The organism is Vibrio mytili, from assembly GCF_000830505.1.
In the GTDB taxonomy this organism is placed as follows: Bacteria; Pseudomonadota; Gammaproteobacteria; order Enterobacterales; family Vibrionaceae; genus Vibrio; species Vibrio mytili.
In genome coordinates, this window is sequence record NZ_JXOK01000008.1 from 106,774 (window position 1) to 125,046 (window position 18,273).

Below are 18,273 nucleotides of genomic sequence, written 5' to 3' on the forward strand. Positions count from 1 at the left end.
GACGCTTAAGATTTAACTTATGCAATCGAATACAATCTCGGCGTCCCCCGCAATGAGAAAAGGAATAAACGTGAAATCTCTGATTCATGACACTATTGTTCGACTTAGAAATCAAGAGCCAGAACAACATGCTGAGACAAGACAGAATCTGTACGATCAATTAGATTTACCTTTTGAGAAACAACTGGCGCTATACAATAGTGCGCTTGGACCGGCTAGTTCTGGCAAGCTCGAAAACAGCGCCATCATTGAAAGCGTAGTTGATAGAACAATTCGACTGCTCGAAACCCCTGAAAGATAACGTATTTGCTCTTGATAAAATAAAAAGGTCCGCATTCCCCAGCGGACCGTTTTCATCGCTAATCTTCAACTTCATCTCTAATCTTCAATATCTCATTGATATCGGTCTTGACGCGTTTTCTCTATCGCCAATTGTATGAAAGCCGCGGAGATTATGTTTGGCGCTCACCAAGTTGTGAAACCTGCTCAAGTTACCGTGAATGTTTCCAGACCGAGGGCTAAAGTTGCTGCTCACATAAGTCTGTCAGTTTCTGAATTTGTCTGATAGGAAAGCAAGTATCGTTTGAGCGCTGGGTCGGGTTAAACCAAATAGCATCCACACCAGCTTTAATCGCAGGCGCTATATCATTTTGATAGCTATCTCCGACCATAAGTAATGATTCCGGATTCACGCCAAGCCTCTCTATGATTTTATAAAAGAATGCGGGAGTGCCTTTACCAATACCCAAGTTGGATTTGCAGAAATAGCCTTTGATATAGCGCGCTAAGCCAACGCGTGCAAACGCAGATTGAATATCTGCCTCGCTTGAATCTGCCGCATTCGTGGCGATATAGATGGCATGTTTTTTTGAAAGTTCTGCCAATATTTCGATAGCACCATCGACGGCATATACGTATTCCCAATCACACATTTTTCCTTGCTGATTGGGTAAATCCACCATAAGAGTATCACCCCAATCGAATAAGTATATTCGAGCCATCCTTTCTCCTGAAACGAAACAAAGTCTCCTGAAACAAACAAAGCCAGAAAGCATTTGCTTACTTTCTCAGCCAAATGGCAATACCATTCAGCTGAAAATTACAACCCTATCTCTTCACTGATTTGTTTGATTTGCTTTAAGTCCATCTTATGCACTTCGATCATTTGATCAATTTGACTTAAGCGCGAGTTAGCCGCGTCGTGCTTGTCACACGCGTCAGATTTCACATCCCAGGATTTACCTTCTAAAAACACATCACATTGCTTTTTCAGTTTTTCAATCTTTGGAAGTAAACTTTGTCGTTCTTTCTCTAACGCTTCTAAAGCTTGAGATATTTTGAGCTCTTTTTGGAAGACTTCACGAGAACGCTCAAACATGGTCGCTTGCATATTTGCCTGGCGATTCAGCTTTTCATTTTCTGAGTGAGTTGCATTGATCTTGGCAGCCTGTTGTTTCAATTGAGACTCAAGTGACAAGTTCACCTTTTCTACTTCAGTCAACTGTTGTTGTAACTGTTTTAGCTCTTTTTTATGCGCAGCATCCTTAGCTGCAACCAGTTCTGCAACTTTCGTATCAATCTCTTGCTGCAGTCCCTCTTCCCGACCTTTGAACTGAGACACCAACTGTGTCTTATCTTGTGCAAGCGCTTGGTATTTTTCTTCCAAGACTTGGTAGGTCGACTCCCATTTGTTTACCGTGATCACTGATCCCGCTAATCCACCAAATGCCAAGCCGAGTACCGCCGCAATCGCGATATAGATATGAGTACGTTTATCACGCTCTTCAATGACGACTACATCGTCTTGTTCTTCAATATTTTTCTGAGAACTCACCGTATATTACTCCAAAAGCCTATGCTATTTAGCTTGGCTAGCGAATCAATTCCGCCACCACGAGTGATGCGGTATAAATCAGGAATGCGCCAATCAAGGTAATGACGGTCGCTTTTTGGACTTTTTCATTGGTCCGATAGCGAAACAGTACAAACGCTAACGCTATCAACACCGCAATGGCTAACAATCTTGTCATACAGCCTCCTTGTCCAATTGTGAAATCTTCTCAGTAACACAAAGCCATCCACAAAAGTTTATTGTAACCCATTTCTCTGTTTCTTAAGGTCAACATAGCGTACATTTTGGCTTGAGTGTGTTTATTTTGTCCAATTTTGTGCTCTTAATTGAATGACTTAACGTGATGGTTTGTTCAATTATCGTTCTCTCATCTTATTCTCATCATTATTCAGGGTTACACCGTTGAGAATCGAGAGTGATGATTGGTCACCTAGCTCAGAAAGATATTGAATATTTATTCCCTTTGAGCCTTGAAATGACCCAAAAACATGATAAAGTTCTTGCGTCATTGATGACCAGCATCATTGACTAACCTTTGCTCAGTTTATTGGGCAATTGTTCCGATGAAGACTGCAGGAGAGTAGTTATTAACCAAACTTTAACATTTGGTTAGCATAACTCGCCGAAGAATTAACTATTTCAGGTGCTACCTTGGTAGCGGGGACTGTAGTTGGAGGAACCTCTGGAGAGAACCGTTAAATCGGTCGCCGAAGGAGCAAATCTTGCGTTTACGCAGGGTGAAACTCTCAGGCAAAAGGACAGAGGAGTGGAAAGTAAAACCTAACTATTTTGGCCTCTAGCCTTTATTAAATAGCTATGTTCAATTAGAGATCATGGATCTCGCCCTTTCCCTCTTCTCCTTATTAGTTGTTTTATTAAGGGGAAATCATGAACGACCTACAATCTTTACTGCAAACTATCGATAACTTCGTCTGGGGTCCACCACTGCTACTATTGCTTGTGGGCACGGGGGTTTACTTCACTTTTAGCCTTGGCTTAATCCAATTTAAACACCTGCCAACCGCGTTAGCATGGTCTTTCGTAAAGATAAGTCATCCGATAAAAAAGAGGGTGACGTTTCTAGCTTTGCCGCACTTTGTACAGCACTGTCTGCCACTATCGGTACTGGGAATATTGTTGGGGTGGCTACCGCAATCAAACTCGGTGGTCCCGGCGCACTGTTCTGGATGTGGCTTGCTGCACTCTTTGGTATGGCAACCAAATACGCTGAGTGTTTGCTCGCAGTAAAATACCGTCGCGTCGACGACAAAGGCCAAATGATTGGGGGGCCAATGTACTACCTCCAAGATGGCGTTGGTTCAAAAGCGCTTGCGATCATGTTCGCAGTCTTTGCACTCGGTGTAGCCTGTTTTGGCATCGGTACCTTCCCACAAGTTAACGCGATTTTAGACGCCTCTGAGATTTCTCTTGGTGTTGATCGTGAAGTGTCTGCTTCTGTGCTAACGCTTTTGGTCGCGTTTGTAACGTTAGGTGGCATCAAGTCTATCGCCAGTGTTGCAGGTAAAGTGGTTCCGACTATGGCGGTGTTTTATGTGTTGGCATGTTTAAGCGTCATCATCATGAATGCTGACCAATTGGTGGATGCGATTGAACTGGTGTTGGTTTCTGCCTTCACGTCAACGGCTGCAACCGGCGGATTTTTGGGAGCGAGTATCATGCTTGCTATCCAGTCAGGTATTGCACGTGGTGTATTCTCAAATGAATCCGGACTTGGTAGTGCACCAATGGCTGCGGCGGCGGCGAAAACGGACTCTTGTGTTAAACAAGGTCTGATTTCAATGACGGGTACTTTTATCGACACTATCATCATTTGTACCATGACAGGTCTTGCGTTGATCTTAACAGGTGCGTGGCAGAGTGACTTCTCAGGAGCAGCGATGACAACACACGCCTTTGCAATCGGTTTAAATGCAGAAACGTTTGGTCCAATGCTTGTATCTATTGGTCTAATGTTTTTCGCCTTTACCACTATCCTCGGTTGGAATTATTACGGTGAACGCTGTGTTGTCTTTTTGTTTGGAACTAAAGCAGTCCTTCCTTACAAATTGATTTTCGTCGGCTTAGTTGCGTCTGGTGCGTTTTTACATCTGGATATGATTTGGATTATTGCCGATATTGTTAACGGTCTAATGGCAGTGCCTAACCTCATTGGTTTGATTGCTCTGCGTCATGTTGTTGTAGAAGAAACGAAGCATTATTTTGCACAGGCCACTTCAAGTCTCTGTGACGATAAAGTGACAGCTTAGCCCTCAAGCAAGAAACACACAATTTAATGCGAAGCGTAACTGCTTCGCATTTTTTTACCTCAAATAACGCTCACTGCAACAAATACTTCATCTCACCTCCACGCAGTCGTTCTACACTTATTCGAACCTAGATAAGTGAGATAAGCTGGTCGTTTTATTATGAATCATTCACTTATCGGAACTGTTTTGCCCTCAATCTGAGCATCAAGATGACCTTACACATTCCTCGTGAAATACAGCACATAGAACAACTAGCAAAACAATACCCACGACATTTACGTTTAGGCTTCCTTGCTGACATTGCTCATAAAGGGAATGCACTCCCTTTGTATTCGCTTGAACTTGGATCGACTGACAACGATGCCCCATGCCTAGTTTTTACAGGTGCGATTCACGGTGTAGAACGTATTGGAAGTCAGATCATTCTCGCTTTTATAAAGAGCCTGTTGAGAAGATTGGAGTGGGATCAGCAATTTAAAGCGTCTCTTAACAACTTGCAAATTGTTACCGTACCTGTTGTTAACCCGTGGGGAGTGGCACTAAAAAGGCGTTCAAATCACAACGGTGTGGATTTGATGCGCAATGCGCCAGTCAATAGTAACAACCCTATTTATCACCTTCATGCTGGGCAAAACTTTAGTTCTCACCTACCTTGGTACCGAGGCAATCCAAGCAAAATGGAGCAAGAGCTGCAAGTGTTGTCGCACTACATTTTAGGTTACGCCAAACAAGCTCGCACGACCATTGTATTGGATCTGCATAGTGGGTTTGGTACTCGCGACCGACTGTGGTTTCCCTATGCCCATCAAACTACGCCTCCCAACAACTTAGCTCAATATTACTTGTTGTATCGTTTGTTTCGTAAAAGTTATCCGCACTATGAGCTTTATCAGTTTGAGCCTCAATGGCATCATTACACAACACATGGCGACTTCTGGGATTGGATGTTAAACGAACATCAAGCGCAGTCAGAACATCCTTTCTTGCCGCTGACTTTAGAGCTAGGCTCATGGTTGTGGGTCAAAAAAAATCCAATCCAACTGCTGCGATTTAGTCAGCTTTTTCATCCAACCAAAACCCACCGTATTAAACGCGTTCAACGTCGCCATAGCACTTTTTTGAACTACTTGATTCAAGTGCTGAACAATGACTTGATTGCCAGCATGGATTTGAGTGTGGAAGAAAAGTATTTGGAGAAGGCAAACAAGCTATGGTACCGATAGTGTTAGTGAGAGGATTATTAAGAGAAAGCGGTCATTGGCAAAGTATGCTTGACGCGCTAACACGATCCTCGCCAGACATTATCACCATTACCCCGAATGTTCCTGGTAACGGCGAAAAGTTTGGTGAATTCAGCCCACTCACCATCGAAGATATGCTGCCAGCCATGCTTGAACAGCTCCCCACAAATTGTCATCACTATCACCTGGTCGCGATTTCAATGGGGTCGATGCTTGCTAGCCACTGGGCACACACTTTACCCAATCAAGTTGCCAGCTTAACACTGATTAACCCGAGCTTTTCTCGTTACAGCCCGTTTTGGCGCAGAATCAATATCCACGCACTGTTAAGCATCGCCATATCCAGTATAAAGGGAAGTGAGGCATTCCAAAAATCGATTATTAAATGGACCAGTCCAACAAGTCTAGGCCATCCTGAAGTCTTAGCGCACCATCACTATCTCGCTCAACAGCACCCAGTCAGTGCGTACAATGCTATACGTCAACTTTGTGCCGCTGCTAGGTTTAAAGGCCAAAGCACACCACCGACTTGCCCTACTCAAATCATCGTCAGCGCAGGAGACAAGCTCGTAGATAACCGATGTGGAGAAGCGATAGCGAAAGCTGGAAAGTAGAACTATGCCGCTTTGAGAGTGAGGCGCATGACTTACCATTAGCTGAACCGCAAGTACTTTGCCAGCACCTTCTCGCTTGGCTGATAAAGGTGGAACACACGGCAACCACTCCTGCACCAGATTGACTGGCTCATTCTACTCATTGAAGCGCTAGGGGTTTATTTCGTGTCAGTTAGCCTCCACATAATTTAGAGGAACAACCAAACTCTGAGGCCTTATGCCATTTCCACGAATATCCATCTTAGATCTTGCACCTGTTGCAGAAGGTTCCAACTATACCGAAACCTACCAAAAATCAGTTTCCCTCGCCCAACACGCAGAAAATCTGGGATATCACCGCTTTTGGTTAGCGGAACATCACAACATGCCAGACATCGCTAGCGCAGCCACGTCGGTACTCATCAGCCATATCGGTGCGCACACAAAAACAATACGTTTGGGCTCTGGTGGTGTCATGCTTCCTAACCATGCACCGCTCGTTATTGCCGAGCAGTTTGGCACCTTAGACGCTCTCTATCCAGGACGTATAGATCTCGGACTTGGACGCGCTCCAGGGACAGATTACCCGACCATGCACGCACTGCGACGCGACCCAGAGAGAATGGATCCGGAGTTTTCTGATCTACTGGAAGAGTTGCAGTTTTTTATGGGTCCGGTTTCCAAAGCCCAACCCGTTAAAGCGTGTCCAGGGGCTGACTCCCAAGTTCCAATTTGGCTATTGGGTTCGAGTACCTATAGCGCACACCTCGCAGCCGTTAAAGGGTTGCCTTTTGCGTTCGCGGCGCACTTTGCACCCGATGCAATGATGCGAGCATTAGAAATATATCGCTCCAATTTTCAGCCTTCAGAACAATTGGATAAGCCCTATGTGATGATTGGTGTAAATGTCGCCGTTGCCGAAACGACTGAAGAGGCAAATTACCTAGCCACAACGGAGTATCAAAAATTTCTCCAATTAATTCGAGGCGGACAAGGAAAGATCCCTGCGCCCGTCGACGACATGGACACACTCTGGCTACCACATGAAAAGCACCAAGTGACACACCAGCTAAGAGAGTCTATTCACGGTGATAAGGCTTTGGTGAGGGAGAAGATAAAGTCACTCATCGAGCGTACCCAGGCCGATGAGATCATTGCTCATTCGATTATCTTTGATCACGACAAAAAACTGCGTTCTTACGAGCTGCTGGCAGAGATCAAAAACGAGCGGTAAACCAACTGTATGAATACCACAAGCAAAAAGAGCGACCATTGCGTCGCTCTTTTGATTCAAAAATAGTGCGTTACTATTTATCTTCTAACATCAATTTGACGCCCAATCCTACCAGCACAACACCTGTGGTGCCTTCCATCCAGTTCATAAAGCGTGCGCTTTTAAGCAAGTTTTTCGCTGAAGTTAGTGCGGCGGCTAACCCACATTGCCAAACCATCGCGATCACAAAGTGGATTGCTGCCATAAAGGTCGACTGTAGGAATGCAGAACCTTCCGGGTTAATAAACTGCGGTAAGAACGCGAGATAAAAGACCGCGGTTTTTGGATTCAATACGTTTGATAAAAAGCCTTCACGTAGTGAACGGGAAAAACGAAACTCGTGACGTGTGACGGGCCCCGCCGAGGCTTGCGGTGCTTCGTTATTGCGCCATAAGCTCTTCAGTGTTGTGAATCCTAAATAGATCAGATAAGCCGCCCCGACCATCTTAACCAAATGGAACAATTCGGCTGATTGCGCAAGAATGGCTGAAATGCCCACCGCCGAGAACGTAGCATGAACAAACAAACCTAGGCATATACCTAAACTGGTGACCGCACCATCAGTAAAACCACCACGCGACGAGTTACGAATAACCAACGCTGTATCCAACCCTGGGGTGAGCGTCAGTATGGTTATAGCGATTAAAAACGCTTCAAAATTTTGTATCAAGCTTACATCCACCTAGCTAAGAAATAATACTGTTCTCTTATTGTCATATTTATGCATCTATTTCAATTAAATTTTTTGATTCGCCTAAAACATAGTCATCATGAGGTCGGTTAAAAATTCTGTACAAAGTTAAACGTTCTCGTCACATCGCGGTATCAGCTCTCGCTTTGTATGCGAACTGCTTGGTAAGCCCTAAGATGCTTGTTAGAATTTTGTTTTTTATAGTCACGGAAAGACACATGAGCGCATTCGAAAAACTAAAAGCACATTCACATAAACTCTCCCACTTTCAACATCTCGCAGCGATTTGTGGCTGGGATCAAGCAACCGTTATGCCCGCTGGAGGCAACCAAGCTCGTTCAGAAGCGATGGCAGAACTCTACGTCCACATGCACAGCCTGCAAACCCAACCGCAATTAGAAGACTGGTTTGCAGAAGCAGAACAAGAAACATTGGACGCGCAAGACAAAGCGACATTACGAGAGCTCAAGCAAAGCTGGCAGCAAGCCAACGTTCTGCCTGAAGATTTAGTACAAGCAAAGTCCCTAGCGGGTTCAAAGTGTGAACATGCATGGCGCACCCAACGTGGTGAAAATGATTGGGCAGGTTTCGAAAAAAACTGGGCAGAAGTGGTCAAACTGTCTCAAGAAGAGGCACAAATAAGAGCGGAAGTTACAGGCGTATCGCCTTATGACGCGATGCTTAATGTTTACGAACCTGGCACAACCACCGCGTCCTTAGATGTTCTGTTTAGTGATGTCAAAACTTGGCTGCCAGACATGATCAACCAAGCCATCGAAAAGCAGTCTTCAGAGCAGTTCATTAAGCCACAAGGCACCTTCTCCAGCGAAACACAAAAAGCGCTCGGTATAGATGTAATGAAACTGCTTCAATTCGATTTTGAACACGGCCGACTAGACGAAAGTGTTCATCCTTTCTGCGGTGGCGTACCTAGTGATGTTCGCATAACAACTCGTTACGATGAGACTGAGTTTGTGCAATCGCTAATGGGCATCGTCCATGAGACAGGTCATGCCCGATACGAACAAGGCCTACCAAAGGCACTAGCAGGATTGCCTTCTGGCCAAGCTCGCTCAATGGGAATTCACGAGTCCCAATCACTGTTCTTCGAAATGCAAATTGGTCGTAGTAACGCTTTTATTGAACATTTGGCACGTCTTGCAGGAACACACTTTTCTGCGCACGACACTCGGTTATTCTCACAAGAGAATTTCCAGAAACTTTATACCCGAGTGCAGAAAGACTTTATCCGCGTTGATGCCGATGAGCTCACCTACCCTGCGCACATTATTTTGCGTTACGAGATTGAGCGTGACTTAATGAATGGCGTTATCAAACATACTGATGTACCGGAGCTTTGGGATCAGAAGATGCAAACCTATTTAGGATTGTCTACCAAAGGCAATTTTAAAAATAGCTGCATGCAAGACATTCACTGGACAGACGGCGCATTCGGTTACTTCCCAAGCTACACATTAGGCGCAATGTATGCTGCACAGTTTATGGCGGCAATGAAGCAAACGGTTGATGTTGACGCTGCGATTCAAAGTGGTGATCTATCACCTATCTTTACGTGGTTGTCAGACAACATCTGGAGCAAAGGCAGCTTATTAACCACTGACGAGTTGGTTAAGGCGGCAACCGGGGAAACTTTGAATGCCAGTTACTTTAAAAAGCACCTGGCTCAGAGATACTTATAGGATTAAGCTCACAACTTGCTTCTTAAATACAACAAAGCCCGCGAAAGCAGGCTTTGTTGTTTATTTTGAATGCATATCTGCGTAAGTATGTAAAAGATCGGTAAGTGCTTTAACCCAAGCAAAAACATCCGTTGGCGTGTTTTCAAGCAGCTTTTCGACTTGCTCACAATGCGTTTCAAGCGTAATCACCTCTTCCAAACGAAATGAGATCGCGTAAAAGTGCCACAGGACTAAACGAGTCATTCGCTGGCTGTTTTGTGTCGCGTGCTCTGAATCATCAAAAGCCTGTTGAATTTCACTCAATGCAATGGCTGTCATGCGCAGCATTGCATCAAGGCGCGCCGACAACATACGGTCTTCACTATCCACTTCTTCTTGATCAAAAGTAAACAGCTCATTCATCACGTCTTCTGGCACCATTTTGCTGATCATTCTGGCACTGAACTCTTCCAGTTCATGACGAGGCATGGTGACAAGACAATCGAAGGTGTAATCGCGACTCATAAAATCACTCTAGTTTGGTAACAAATTTCAGACTCGTTATTCTAAGTGTTGAGGATTCGATTACCAGTGTTTATTGTCGCCCATATCTTGAGTCGGCAAAAAAACCTGGTAAATAGATATCGAGTTGAGTTACCCGTTAACTCAAAGGGACTAAGCGTGGTTTATACAAACATTGTTCACCCAAAGGTCGAGTCTTAAAACGACGGTGTAACCACATGTACTGGCTAGGGCTGGCCATTATCGACTCTTCAACGATTTTATTGATGAAAATCGCCGCATTAGTAGGATCATCTTTTGGAAAACCATCGACCGGTTTGCGAATCGTTAAAGTATATTGACCGTTCTCTTCCCTTACCATCGTGAATGGTACAATTGCACAATCTGTTGCATCAGCAAGCAAGCTCGTACCAGTCGTTGTGCAGGCACTTTCAACAGCAAATAAAGGTGCGAAAGTAGAGCGTCTGCTACCGTAGTCATGATCGGGAGCATACCAAACCCGACTTCCTGAGTTTAATGCAGATAACATCCCTTTGACGTTTTTTCGATCAATCAAAGTACGATTGGAACGCGAACGCCCTTTATATTGAAAGTAGTCAAAACACGGATTGTTATTTGGTCGATATACGCCCATACCAGATTTCTTAATACCAAATGCACGGGCGCCTAACTCTAGGTTCATGGAATGAACCGCCAGCATGAGCACGCCTTTGCCAGACTTTTCTAGCGCTTCGATATGCTCCATTCCTTTGATGGTTACCTGGCTGTTTACTCTATTATCTGACCAGAACCACGCCATGGCGGTTTCGAACAAGGCGATGCCGGTATTGTCGATGTTCGCTTTCAAGATAGCTTCACGTCGTACCTCATCCATGGTTGGAAAACACAGCTCAAGGTTTCGCCTAATGGTTACCTGACGTTTTTTCATAATGCACATTGCCAAGCGCCCGATGCTGCGCCCCATGAAACGTTGAACTTTTGAGGGAAGAAGGCTGAGTAAGAACATCAACCCTATAAGAAAGAGTGTTCCCCAGTAACGAGGATGCAAAAGTGCCGCTTTGAATTTCGGGTCGTTATATTTGGTCATAAGAGGTCGTAAAGTGTGCCTAGAAATAAGTGATTAGAAATCGACGATAATGGCTTCAGACATTGTTCATCGATTGCGCTTTACAAAAGCTACAGCGCTCGAGTTTTATGGTTCTTCGACACACTACACAGTAAAACCATTACAGGAATATAAAAGATATGTAAAAGCGACAAAGTATAAGTGCGCACGTTATCACTAATTAGAGCAATGAATCCACTCACTTTGACTGCTTTTCAAATATTTAGAGTTTTCCGATCACTTTATGCGTCTTTCTTCGCATTACGCCCAACAAAGCTAACAAACTGAGCATACCAAATGACGTACTACCACCTGAAGATACGTTGCTGGATAGACTGATTGATTCATCCCATGACGCAGAATCATCGGTACCTTGAGAGTTGTCCGTCTCTGTTCCATCATCCGACGCTTCATCTCCCTGATAATATTGATCGCGGGTTTCGTCGCTAACCGTAAAAATCGGTTGCTCACTACCTGCTAATACACTATCAATCCAACCTTGATAATCTGCCACCTCTGTGAACGCGGACGTCGCGGTTAAGTTATCTGTCGCGCTAACCAAACACCCTTCCCAGCCATAACTGGTGATACCGGTCTGAACGTATTTACTGCCATTAAACCAATAGAGTGGTCCACCAGAATCGCCGTTACACGTAGAATTTCGCACTTCAGTTTGTGGGTTCAACTCACCCGACATACAAAGCTGAGAATCACCAACCGAAAGCTCACATTGATTCTTTGGTACGTAAGACAAAGACGTTTGTAATAACTCATCCTCATCTGACGTTGCATTTTGTCTAGTAAGATTAGTCAGGCCGTATCCCACAGCAACGAATTCCTCACTGGTGTTGCGATAAACACCAGACTCTATGCTCGTTGCGCGAGTCACAAAATCTCTGTCGTCAATATTCAACGGCTGTTCCAATTTGATTATGGCGATGTCGTTTGGATACGGGACTCCTTGTGCTGAGGCGGAATTCACATAACCGCTGTGAACGTAAAACTCAGAAGGTCGCACCGTAACGGCTGAGCCTGATAGGAACTGCGAATCGTTACTCATTTGGAGAACGATAGAGGTGTAATAAAGATTTTCTCTATTGAGCTTATCGGCATCCTCAGCATAAAAACAATGCGCCGCAGTAAGCACGTGCTGCTGGTCTAAGATCGTTGCCGTACAATACTGTCCATAAAGCCCAGTATATTCAACAGCATCATAGTAAAGCGCAGCGATAGAAGGCCAAGCCACCGAATTCGTTGGAGTACCATTGATAATTTGAGGTGAAATTTCTTGTGCAATCGCTGTCACCGACAAAGGTAATATCGCAATCGTTACTGATAGCTTAATTTTATTAATATACATCTCTCTACCATCCATAGATTATGATTACCGTACTTAACTGACACCTACCGTTTTCGACAATAGGTTTACAATCAAAACGCCGGTTAAAATAAAGCCGATTCCAATGAAAGCGGCCAAATCGAGCTTCTGTCCGTAAAGGAAATATCCTACTGTCGCTACTAATACGATACCTGCCCCACTCCATATGGCGTACACCACACCGACTGGCATTGTTTTGACCGTGACAGATAACAAGAAGAATGCGATGCCGTACCCAATTAACACAATGGTGCTCGGCATTAATTTAGTGAACTGCTCGGTTTTGGGAATGTAAGAGGTCGCAATCACCTCGCAGACGATCGCAATAGACAAAGCGAGCAACGGAGGCATAGAAACAAGCATTTTAAACATAAGGCATCAACGCTCACTAAAAAATGATAACCAACGACATATCATAAATTTTCCCGCGCATTATACCGAGTTCAATCACTGACGCTATATTTAAATAACGTCGAGACAACCGTGTTTACATCATTGCCAACGACATCATGTAGTACCGCTCAGACGAGTAAAAGTTGGACAAATGGACTATTCTGAATCGCTTTTTAGTTAAATCCACTCAAAACAACACAAGGCAAAGAACTAAAACCCATATCAGCCGTAATAAATAACTCATTCACGTTAAAACACATACGTCTTTTGGTTATTTAGATATATTAAGAGATACAAACACGTTTAATGTCACATTTTGTATCGACATCCAAATCAAATTAGGTTAGCTTTAGATGTATAGACGTCTAGATGACCAAGTTTAGGGAGAAAGAGTCGTGCCAATTAGAATTCCAGATCAACTACCAGCTTCAGATGTACTTCGTCATGAGAACATCTTTGTAATGAGCGAAACTCGTGCCGCAAGCCAAGAGATACGTCCTCTAAGGGTACTGATCCTGAATTTAATGCCAAAAAAAATAGAGACTGAAACTCAGTTTCTACGTCTACTTTCCAACAGCCCATTGCAAGTCAATGTAGAGTTACTGCGCATTGACAATCGCCCAAGCAAAAATACACCTACCGAGCATTTAGATACGTTCTATCGTCAGTTTGAAACCATCAAAGACAGGAACTTTGATGGCTTGATTATTACTGGTGCACCATTGGGCTTAGTCCAGTTTGAAGATGTTGTTTATTGGGATCACCTAAAAACCATCATGGAATGGGCAACCGATCACGTCACTTCAACACTATATGTCTGTTGGGCAGCACAAGCAGGGTTAAAATTACTGTACGACTTACCAAAGCGAACACGCAAAGAGAAGCTCTCTGGTGTTTATCATCACGAGATCCACAATCAGTTCCATCCGATACTTCGTGGTTTCGATGATACTTTCCTTGCCCCTCATTCACGGTATGCAGATTTCTCACCTCATTTTCTAGAAGAACATACCGATCTCGACATTCTAGCCACATCAGACGTAGCTGGCGTGTACTTAGCGACCACCAAAGACAAGCGGAATGTATTTGTAACGGGACATCCTGAGTACGATTCACATACTTTACACAATGAATACATTCGCGATTTAAGCGAAGGAATGGAGCCTGCGATCCCCGTAAACTACTATCCCAATAATAATCCGGATAACCCACCGAGAGCGAGTTGGAGAAGCCATGGACATTTACTTTTTTTAAACTGGCTGAACTATTGTGTCTACCAACAAACGCCTTACGATCTCGATCATTTCAGCGAGTCAGCGTTTACAAAAGACGATTGATTTTTCACAGAATAGTACTTGTGAACCGAATAGCACTTGTGAACCAAGCCGCCAACTGGCGGCTTTTTCATACCAGTTTGCAAACCTGATCGCATAGTGATTTTTCCTCATTAGGTTTTTTCTAAGTTATACCTATTATACGCCCATAACCTCAAATGCTTGATTTACGGATATAAGGGCGAAGAATGAAAACATTAACGTTAGGGTTACTCCTATTGATGGGTCAGTTTGCACTAGTAGGTTGTGTCACCGTAAATCAGGATGGCCACGCCGTCACCAAAACCGACCCAGTCACGATGGCGGAATCTCGAATTGCGCTCGGCCTTGGCTATCTAGACGGTGGAAACATGATTCGCGCACACGATAATTTGCAACAAGCCCTCACCCATGCTCCGCAGTACTATCGCGCTCAACTTTCAATGGCACACTATTACGAAACCGTTGGAGAAGAGGAAAAAGCAGAAAAGATGTACAAACTTTCCCTACGCCAACATGCCAAAAACGGTAACGTGCTTAATAACTACGGTACTTTTCTGTGCAAACGAGGCGACTACGATGAAGCAGATCAGATGTTTAATCGAGCAATAGAACAGCCCTACTATTTTCTGATCCCAGCGAGTTATGAAAACGCTGCGTTTTGTGCTCTGAAAGCAAAAGATACTGAAAAAGCGAAATACTATTTTGCTCGGGCGATTGATCACGATCCACACAGACCAAAATCGATTTTACAACTGGCTAAATTAGAAATAGACGATGGCCAATATACCGAAGCAAGAATCCGTTTAATGCGCTTCAATCAAACCTATGGCATTAAAAAGCCTTCCTTACAATTGATGATTAAACTTGAACGTGCAGCGGGTAACGTAACGCTAGAGCAAAAGTATCAGAAACAATTTGATCTTATGCGAGGATAGCAGGAAAACACCGTTACAATAACAACAAGAGCGTCATTGGAGCGAAGCATCACAGACGACTTATCGATAGTCTGTCCTTTGCTTGCTATGATTCCGCATAATTCTTTGCTGCTTTTCTTTTCGTTTTATTGCTCGGAAAAATTTAGACTCCTCGTGATACCACCCTATCACGCTGATCGGAAACCCAACTAACATCATGATGAACAGGTCAGCAGGCAGCTGAATCCAAATATCCGATAACGAACGTAACGGCCCGAAAACCAATAACCCAATAAGTTTCCCTAGTAACAACGCGCAGCAAATCATAAAGAAAGACTTAAAGATGTAATTCCATTTACCTTTCTTACGCTCTTCTCGCCAATAAGCGTATTTGCGCTCGCGGTTATACATAGGGCCTCCGCTTTTGATCACCAATACGTGACCGTGTCAAAAAGGGGTCACCACAAATTTATAGTCACCCAATTTCACAGCATGTTCACTCCGTTAAGCATAGTGTGATTTGGAATAAATTTCATGCCTCCAAGCCATCCCCAATGAAGGATGTCTCCCTTATTGGGAATAGAGTTGGATTATTTCGTTTCACGCTATTGCTTTCTAAACACCCAAATGGGCCCAATGAGCAAGAATTGGAGATCTTCATAAAAGGAAGGTTTAGTCCCTTCAATTTTATGGCCGATGAATTGCAGCATCCATAACAGACTAAACAAAATAAGAGAAATATAAAGAACAGGAAGCTGTAAAACCTCTAGCGACCAAATGAGACCGATGCATGCGAGAGTGTAGCCCAACATCATCATGAACACGCTCAAAGAAAGACGATAATAAAAAACCCATGCCGGTATAACCGCTAACCATACCCAATTGATTTGATAGCCAGCAATAGGCAGTTGCGGAATAGACCAAATCAACCCGACAACGGAAAGATAGATGCCTGGAACGGCAATCGTATGGATTTTTCGATTGACTGGGTGTTGATGACTTTCGCCATAGGCTTTGAGCCAATCAGATAACGATCTCATACCATTCCCCTATTCCGCCCTGATACTTTCTGTATAGCCCTAAGTTTGGAAAGGTGCGAGTTTTTCACCAGCTAAAGCACTCATTTAAATTTAGCTGTTGTGGGTTAGGTAAAAGTACGAGTCAATAACCCAAAGCGGTGCGCTGTGCCTTAGTTAACTTTGCGACAACAAGTTGGTATGAACGCAGGCATAGATCCTGAATGAGTCCATCTTCCACATCACCGTTGAAATACACGGTAATCCAGTGGCGTTTATTCAGATGGTAACCGGGCGTAATATCCTCGAATTGCGCGGAGAGAACTTCACCATCTTCAGGCTTTACTTTTACACTGACATAATCACGACCATTACGATGCGAGAGCAACGCGAACATTTTACCTTTTACCTTAAAAACCAGCGCTTCTGGGCCAAAAGGAAAGTCACTTTCAGCGCAATTAAATGTATCTAGATACTTCTCTAATTCTTTGGTTTTCATTAACGTAGCCTATTTGGATTTATTCGAACTGAGGTAGCAAAAGCTTCAACGCATCATTAAGCCTGCTCTTTTCCTCATCAGACAAATCGCAGACAAAACCGCGCTGAACTTCAACATGCTCCAAAATCAACTTATCGATTAACTGTACGCCATGTTTGGTTAATTCGACAGTAACGCTGCGCCGATCTTCTTTACTATGCTCTCTAGAAATGAAGCCTTTCTTCTCCAGTTTATCCAAACGGTTAGTCATCGCGCCTGAAGTAAGCATCATTGACTCGATCAACGCCGAAGGGGTCAGACGATAAGGTGTGCCTGCACGACGCAACGTGGCCAAAACATCAAACTCCCCCATTTTTAAATCGTACTGCTTATGAAGTTCTGCAACACGATTCTCCATATGTTTTGCAATCCTTAGCAAACGCCCCATGATCGCCATTGGTTCAGTATCGAGAGTAGGCAATTCTTTGTCCCATTGCTCGACAAGCCTGTCTATTGCGTCCATTACTTATATTTCTCCAAAGCGACATCAGTTACTCACGACTTTATATACTCAAATAGCCTTAGTTACTTTACAAAAAGTAACCTAGAGCGTATCTTTGCACTTAATTATCTTAACATAAAGATATTTTACATGAATATATTACTTGCGATGATCCCTGCCTTTTTTTGGGGGACAACCTATGCCGTCACGCAGTTTACCGTACCAGATTGGCCACCCATTTTACTTGGGGCACTGCGGGCGCTTCCGGCTGGTCTAATCTTGCTTGCAATAAAGCCGACCTTACCCAAAAAGCATGAATGGAAAGCACTATTTGCACTGGGCACCATCAACATCGCCTTTTTCTTTTGTCTTATTTTTGTGATGGCTCTCACCTTGCCCGCCGCAATTTCCGGTGTAGGAATGGTTTCGTTGCCCGTATTCGCCATGCTCTATAGTTGGATTGTGTATAAACGCCAACCAACCGCGTTGCAAGCATGTCGAGGACTTGCCTTAGTCATACTTGCCTGGCTCTTATTTAATCCGAAAACAATGACTCTCAATCCAGTTGGCTTGATCGCGATGTTTTCGGCCATCATGTGTATCGTGATTGGTAGTAGCGTAACCAAAGCGCTGGGAACAAGAATGCATTGGTGGACCGTGCTCACGTGGCAACTGCTCATTGGCGGTGTGTTACTTTCTATCTTATCCGGTATCTTAGCGAGTCTAAATCCTGATCCCTATCTAAGCGCACTAAGCAATACTTCCGTCGTTAATATATTGGGGCTACTTTGGATCATCGTCCTTAACACAGCGTTAGGCTACACCATGTATGTGTGGTTGCTGCAAAGAATGTCGGTCGTTGACTTCACCTTTGGCAACATTATCAACCCAATTGCCGGTATTTTATCGGGATTGCTGCTCCTCGGTGAAACCTTTACCCCATTCCAATACAGCTTGATGTTAGGGATGATCGTGACTTCGCTTCTTCCTCAGATTGTGATGAAGTTTTCTAAATCATAGCGAAAACTCATGATGTCACACGATACATAGAGA

General features: G+C 43.9%; 21 protein-coding genes, 1 pseudogene and 1 riboswitch. Of the genes and pseudogenes, 10 read left to right on the forward strand and 12 right to left on the reverse strand.

Translation table 11 applies throughout. From position 1 onward, the window contains the following. The first annotated feature begins 70 nt into the window (after positions 1 to 70). Together SU60_RS03945 and SU60_RS22230 are read left to right on the forward strand one after the other, a co-directional pair. Positions 71 to 301 (forward strand): PAS factor family protein, encoded by a 231-nt coding sequence (locus SU60_RS03945; protein WP_041154413.1) that lies wholly within the window; start codon positions 71 to 73, stop codon positions 299 to 301. 107 nt (positions 302 to 408) lie between these two features. Beyond that, complete coding sequence (locus SU60_RS22230) at positions 409 to 522, forward strand: nitrogen fixation protein NifQ (protein WP_280806688.1); 114 nt, start codon at positions 409 to 411, stop codon at positions 520 to 522. On the opposite strand, the gene SU60_RS03950 is transcribed toward SU60_RS22230, so the two are convergent. The 3 genes from SU60_RS03950 to SU60_RS21580 all read right to left on the reverse strand — a co-directional run bounded on the left by SU60_RS03950 (position 519) and on the right by SU60_RS21580 (position 2,030). Next, positions 519 to 1,001 carry an HAD family hydrolase gene (locus tag SU60_RS03950; RefSeq protein WP_041154414.1) on the reverse strand — a complete coding sequence of 161 codons (483 nt, stop codon included), beginning with the start codon at positions 999 to 1,001 and terminating at the stop codon, positions 519 to 521. The genes SU60_RS22230 and SU60_RS03950 overlap by 4 nt on opposite strands. 98 nt (positions 1,002 to 1,099) lie before the next feature. Next, positions 1,100 to 1,834, reverse strand: coding sequence for a hypothetical protein (locus tag SU60_RS03955; RefSeq protein ID WP_041154415.1), 735 nt, complete (start codon positions 1,832 to 1,834; stop codon positions 1,100 to 1,102). 37 nt (positions 1,835 to 1,871) lie between these two features. Further along, a complete protein-coding gene (locus tag SU60_RS21580) occupies positions 1,872 to 2,030 on the reverse strand; it encodes a hypothetical protein (protein WP_041154416.1) in 159 nt (52 codons plus the stop codon). Positions 2,031 to 2,524: 494 nt separating this feature from the next. Next, positions 2,525 to 2,624, forward strand: a riboswitch (glycine riboswitch). Positions 2,625 to 2,740: 116 nt separating this feature from the next. Between SU60_RS21580 and SU60_RS03965 the strand changes: the two are divergent. The 4 genes and pseudogenes from SU60_RS03965 to SU60_RS03980 all read left to right on the forward strand — a co-directional run bounded on the left by SU60_RS03965 (position 2,741) and on the right by SU60_RS03980 (position 7,187). Next, positions 2,741 to 4,119, forward strand: a pseudogene (locus SU60_RS03965) (alanine/glycine:cation symporter family protein). A 209-nt stretch (positions 4,120 to 4,328) separates the two neighbouring features. After that, complete coding sequence (locus SU60_RS03970) at positions 4,329 to 5,342, forward strand: DUF2817 domain-containing protein (RefSeq protein ID WP_041154417.1); 1,014 nt, start codon at positions 4,329 to 4,331, stop codon at positions 5,340 to 5,342. Next, positions 5,330 to 5,974: an alpha/beta fold hydrolase gene (locus SU60_RS03975; protein WP_245228347.1), complete on the forward strand. Its 645-nt coding sequence runs from the start codon at positions 5,330 to 5,332 to the stop codon at positions 5,972 to 5,974. The genes SU60_RS03970 and SU60_RS03975 overlap by 13 nt, the downstream gene beginning before the upstream one ends. Positions 5,975 to 6,191: 217 nt before the next feature. After that, on the forward strand, positions 6,192 to 7,187 hold the full coding sequence (locus SU60_RS03980; protein ID WP_041154418.1) for an LLM class flavin-dependent oxidoreductase: 996 nt from the start codon (positions 6,192 to 6,194) through the stop codon (positions 7,185 to 7,187). A 73-nt stretch (positions 7,188 to 7,260) separates the two neighbouring features. On the opposite strand, the gene SU60_RS03985 is transcribed toward SU60_RS03980, so the two are convergent. Then, positions 7,261 to 7,896, reverse strand: coding sequence for a LysE family translocator (locus SU60_RS03985; RefSeq protein WP_041154445.1), 636 nt, complete (start codon positions 7,894 to 7,896; stop codon positions 7,261 to 7,263). Positions 7,897 to 8,135: 239 nt separating this feature from the next. On the opposite strand from SU60_RS03985, the gene SU60_RS03990 reads away from it, so the two are divergent. After that, positions 8,136 to 9,617, forward strand: coding sequence for a carboxypeptidase M32 (locus SU60_RS03990; protein WP_041154419.1), 1,482 nt, complete (start codon positions 8,136 to 8,138; stop codon positions 9,615 to 9,617). Between the two features lie 60 nt (positions 9,618 to 9,677). Here SU60_RS03990 and SU60_RS03995 read toward each other — a convergent pair whose 3' ends face one another. The 4 genes from SU60_RS03995 to SU60_RS04010 all read right to left on the reverse strand — a co-directional run bounded on the left by SU60_RS03995 (position 9,678) and on the right by SU60_RS04010 (position 12,952). Then, entirely contained in the window at positions 9,678 to 10,121 is a 444-nt protein-coding gene (locus tag SU60_RS03995; RefSeq protein ID WP_041154420.1) for a hypothetical protein, read from the reverse strand. A 136-nt stretch (positions 10,122 to 10,257) separates the two neighbouring features. After that, positions 10,258 to 11,205 carry an LpxL/LpxP family Kdo(2)-lipid IV(A) lauroyl/palmitoleoyl acyltransferase gene (locus SU60_RS04000; protein WP_041154421.1) on the reverse strand — a complete coding sequence of 316 codons (948 nt, stop codon included), beginning with the start codon at positions 11,203 to 11,205 and terminating at the stop codon, positions 10,258 to 10,260. 241 nt (positions 11,206 to 11,446) lie between these two features. Next, the gene (locus SU60_RS04005; RefSeq protein ID WP_041154422.1) at positions 11,447 to 12,583 is read right to left on the reverse strand and encodes a trypsin-like serine protease; all 1,137 of its coding nucleotides are present in this window, start codon (positions 12,581 to 12,583) and stop codon (positions 11,447 to 11,449) included. 33 nt (positions 12,584 to 12,616) lie between these two features. Then, the gene (locus SU60_RS04010) at positions 12,617 to 12,952 is read right to left on the reverse strand and encodes a DMT family transporter (RefSeq protein ID WP_209419666.1); all 336 of its coding nucleotides are present in this window, start codon (positions 12,950 to 12,952) and stop codon (positions 12,617 to 12,619) included. A gap of 437 nt (positions 12,953 to 13,389) precedes the next feature. Between SU60_RS04010 and metA the strand changes: the two genes are divergently transcribed. Further along, positions 13,390 to 14,331, forward strand: coding sequence for a homoserine O-acetyltransferase MetA (gene metA / locus SU60_RS04015; protein WP_041154424.1), 942 nt, complete (start codon positions 13,390 to 13,392; stop codon positions 14,329 to 14,331). Positions 14,332 to 14,516: 185 nt separating this feature from the next. Beyond that, positions 14,517 to 15,245: a type IV pilus biogenesis/stability protein PilW gene (pilW, locus tag SU60_RS04020; protein ID WP_041154425.1), complete on the forward strand. Its 729-nt coding sequence runs from the start codon at positions 14,517 to 14,519 to the stop codon at positions 15,243 to 15,245. Positions 15,246 to 15,305: 60 nt separating this feature from the next. Here the strand turns inward: pilW and SU60_RS04025 are convergent, their stop codons facing one another. The 4 genes from SU60_RS04025 to SU60_RS04040 all read right to left on the reverse strand — a co-directional run bounded on the left by SU60_RS04025 (position 15,306) and on the right by SU60_RS04040 (position 17,241). Continuing rightward, positions 15,306 to 15,635 carry a hypothetical protein gene (locus SU60_RS04025; protein ID WP_041154426.1) on the reverse strand — a complete coding sequence of 110 codons (330 nt, stop codon included), beginning with the start codon at positions 15,633 to 15,635 and terminating at the stop codon, positions 15,306 to 15,308. Positions 15,636 to 15,829: 194 nt separating this feature from the next. Continuing rightward, positions 15,830 to 16,264 carry an Mpo1 family 2-hydroxy fatty acid dioxygenase gene (locus SU60_RS04030; protein ID WP_041154427.1) on the reverse strand — a complete coding sequence of 145 codons (435 nt, stop codon included), beginning with the start codon at positions 16,262 to 16,264 and terminating at the stop codon, positions 15,830 to 15,832. 121 nt (positions 16,265 to 16,385) lie between these two features. Beyond that, entirely contained in the window at positions 16,386 to 16,739 is a 354-nt protein-coding gene (locus tag SU60_RS04035) for an MmcQ/YjbR family DNA-binding protein (protein WP_041154428.1), read from the reverse strand. Positions 16,740 to 16,758: 19 nt separating this feature from the next. Further along, positions 16,759 to 17,241, reverse strand: coding sequence for a MarR family winged helix-turn-helix transcriptional regulator (locus SU60_RS04040; protein WP_041154429.1), 483 nt, complete (start codon positions 17,239 to 17,241; stop codon positions 16,759 to 16,761). 129 nt (positions 17,242 to 17,370) lie between these two features. On the opposite strand from SU60_RS04040, the gene SU60_RS04045 reads away from it, so the two are divergent. After that, positions 17,371 to 18,240, forward strand: a complete 870-nt coding sequence (locus tag SU60_RS04045; RefSeq protein ID WP_041154430.1) for a DMT family transporter — start codon at positions 17,371 to 17,373, stop codon at positions 18,238 to 18,240. Positions 18,241 to 18,273: the final 33 nt, after the last annotated feature.